Origin of the sequence: Mesorhizobium sp. M2A.F.Ca.ET.037.01.1.1 (genome assembly GCF_003998075.1) — a bacterium.
Lineage (GTDB): Bacteria > Pseudomonadota > Alphaproteobacteria > Rhizobiales > Rhizobiaceae > Mesorhizobium.
Genome location: NZ_RZSA01000814.1, coordinates 1 through 3,068, shown reverse-complemented (window position 1 = coordinate 3,068; position 3,068 = coordinate 1). Strand labels below are relative to the sequence as shown.

At 63.0% G+C, this 3,068-nt stretch carries 3 protein-coding genes and 1 pseudogene; 2 read left to right on the top strand and 2 right to left on the bottom strand.

The features are described from left to right. The first annotated feature begins 200 nt into the window (after positions 1 to 200). Complete coding sequence (locus EOA27_RS29475; RefSeq protein ID WP_126078353.1) at positions 201 to 1,019, top strand: helix-turn-helix transcriptional regulator; 819 nt, start codon at positions 201 to 203, stop codon at positions 1,017 to 1,019. Here EOA27_RS29475 and EOA27_RS29470 read toward each other — a convergent pair. Continuing rightward, entirely contained in the window at positions 1,016 to 1,474 is a 459-nt protein-coding gene (locus EOA27_RS29470; RefSeq protein ID WP_126078354.1) for a hypothetical protein, read from the bottom strand. The two genes, EOA27_RS29475 and EOA27_RS29470, sit on opposite strands and share 4 nt — an antisense overlap. 61 nt (positions 1,475 to 1,535) lie before the next feature. After that, positions 1,536 to 2,483: a DMT family transporter gene (locus EOA27_RS29465; protein WP_126078355.1), complete on the bottom strand. Its 948-nt coding sequence runs from the start codon at positions 2,481 to 2,483 to the stop codon at positions 1,536 to 1,538. Positions 2,484 to 2,684: 201 nt separating this feature from the next. Here EOA27_RS29465 and pepN point away from each other — a divergent pair. Continuing rightward, positions 2,685 to 3,068 (top strand): annotated as a pseudogene (gene pepN / locus EOA27_RS29460) (aminopeptidase N); the annotation flags it as partial.

Genomic DNA, 3,068 nt, shown 5'->3' with positions numbered 1-3,068 from the left:
TGTTCGAGCGGCGCCACATCGCCGCCATCGACAAACCGCCGCCCGTCAATCCAAGTCGAAGGTACCCCCGCTGCTCTCCCGATCAGATGAGCCTCGACTATGTCTAACTTTCCCCGGACAGCCCTGCACAAGGGGGGGAAGGGGGAGCCATAACCTCCCAGGTAGTTGAAACGCTCAGCCGCCGCCCTAATCATCCCCTCATGACCACACCCGAACCCTCCGCCGGCAGCCTGATCCGCGAGTGGCGCACGCGCCGGCGCATGAGCCAGCTCGATCTCGCTATGGAGGCCGATATCTCGCAGCGGCATCTCTCCTTCGTCGAAAGCGGCCGCGCGCAGCCGTCGCGCGAGATGGTGCTGCATCTGGCCGAGCAGCTGTCGATCCCGCTGCGACAGCGCAACCAGCTGCTGCTTGCGGCAGGCTTCGCGCCGAGCTTCAGCGAAAAGCCACTGACCGACGCCACGCTGGCACCGGCGGTGGCCGCCGTCGAGACCGTGCTCAAGGGCCACGAGCCTTTTCCGGCGCTGGCGGTGGACCGGCACTGGAATCTTGTTTCCGCCAATGCAGCGATCGCCCCATTCCTCGCCGATATCTCCGAACAGTCGCTGCTCCAATCCCCGGTCAATGTGCTGAGGCTGAGCCTGCATCCCGGTGGCGTGGCGCCGCGCATCGTCAATCTGGCGGAATGGCGCGCGCATCTCTTGGAGCGGCTGAAGCACCAGAACGACGCGACCGGCGATCCGGTGCTGATCGAATTGGAGCGCGAGCTGCGCGCCTATCCGTCCGGCTTGAAAAGCAGCCGGCCGGCTCCGGTCGAGCCGAGCGGCATCGTGCATCCGCTCAGGCTCGCGCATGGCGATCAGGTGCTTTCCTTCATCAGCACCATCACCGTGTTCGGCACGCCGCTGGACGTCACCCTGTCGGAACTGGCGATCGAATCCTTTTTCCCGGCCGATGAGCAGACACGCGCGGTGCTGGTGCGGCTGGCGAAAGAGCGGGCCAATGCGACGAGCAGCTAAGCTTCGGCCGATCCGGCATCCTGCGACTTGCAAATCTCGGCAACCCACAGGTCTGCCGGATAGGTCCGCAAAAGATGATGGGTATTCTCCTGATCGGTGTACCCAAGCAGCTTTCCTTGCAGCCATTCGAATTGCGGGCACCAACCCCTGTCGTGGAGGAAATCGATAAGCAGCCAATATGCTTCGACCCGCCATTCCTCGCCCTTGAGCGTGTAGAACCAGTAGTCGATATCCACCGCAGTACCGCTTGGCAGGGAGATCGTTCTGGTCCTCAAGTGCTCCGAAAGCGTCCCGGCGGCGACGTGTGGCGCGAAGTCCTGATTGGCCAGTGCGTCGGATTTCTCAAAGCCATCCACTTTCTCGTGAGCAAACACAGCCATCGGTTTGGCTCGGGCAAGCATCATCTCCAGTTCGCGGTTGGTGTGAAGGACGTAAGGTCGCTCTTTGTCATTCATTTTAAATTCCTAATGGACTGAGAAACATCCGTGACCTTTGTCTAGATGCCGGCGATTTCGATCACCCCTGCGGCGGCGCGGCTGTCCTGGTGCGCGTGCGCTCCAGGCCGAGCTGCCGCTCGCGCCAGATGATGAAGATGCCGGCGGCGACCACGATGACGCCGCCGACCAGCGTGTTGGGCGAGGTCACGTCGCCGAAGACGAAATAGCCGATGACGACGCCGAGGATCATCGAGGTGTATTCGAATGGCGCGACGACCGAGGCTTCGGCGTGGCGGTAGGCCGCCGTCATCAGGATCTGGCCGAGCCCGCCACAGAAGCCGGCGAAGACAAGCAGTGCCGCCTGAAGCGGCGTCAGCACCTGCCAGCCGAAAGGCAGGGTGAAGAGCGACAACACCGAAGCCGTGGACGAGAACCACAGCACTATGGTCGCCGTCTTCTCCGTCTGCACGAGATTGCGCACCAGGAGCATGGCGACCGCCGAGATCGCGGCGGCGATCAGCGCGGCCATAACGCCAAGCACCTCCTTGTCGTCGAGGCCTTGATCGGAATTGAGCAGCGTCAGTTCGGGCCAGGAGATGACCAGCACGCCGGCAAGACCGACGACGACCGCGCTCCAGCGATAGACGCGGATCGTCTCGCCGAGGAAGATCGAGGAAAACACGACGACCAGCAGCGGCTGGGCGTAGTTGAGGGTAATCGCCTCGGGCAACGGCAATCTGGTCAGCGCGAAGAAGCCGAGCCCCATGGCGCCGACGCCGACAAGGCCGCGCGCGATGTGGTTGAACGGCCGCCTGGTCGTGAAGGCGGTGGCGAGCTCGCCCTTGAAGGCCAGGAAGGCGATGATCGGGAAGATGGCGAAGAAGGAACGGAAGAAGACGACCTGCCCGGCAGGCACGTCGCCGGCCGCCTTGATGCAGGTCTGCATGCCGACGAAAACCGTCACCGAGACGATTTTCAGTGTGATGCCGCGCAGCGTGCTGTGGCCGACGGCATGATCGACGGTCATCTTGCCTCGTCAGAATGTCGGAAAACGAAGCCGCCCAATAGCCTAAGAGCAACTCCAGGAAAAGTGTGCAATCGGAATTGCGAAACACACCCTATCCCGCGGTTTTGTCGCGTGACGGTTTCGTGTAAAGAGCGCGCATCTCAAAATTCCTGGACCGGCCACGCTGGCTCCCGACCGAAATCGACAGGAAAAGCCCAAGGAATGCGCACCGATACCGGCCATGTCTTCAAGCTCGAAGACTATCGCCCCAGCGACTATCTCATCCCGAGGACCGGCCTCGACTTCCGCCTGTCGCCGGACGCGACCCATGTTACGGCGCTGCTCACCATCGAACGGCGCGAGGGCGTCGCGCCGGCGGCGCCGCTGGTGCTCGACGGCGATGGGCTGACGCTGCTTGGCCTAGCCATCGACGGGCAGGCGCTCGCTGCCGGCGACTACGAGGCGACGCCGGACCGGCTGACGATCCTGAAGCTGCCGGCGGCACAGCGTTTCGAGCTTCGTCTGGAGACCGAGATCGCGCCTTCGCGCAACGAGGCGCTGATGGGCCTTTATCGCTCCAACAACGTCTATTGCACGCAATGCGAG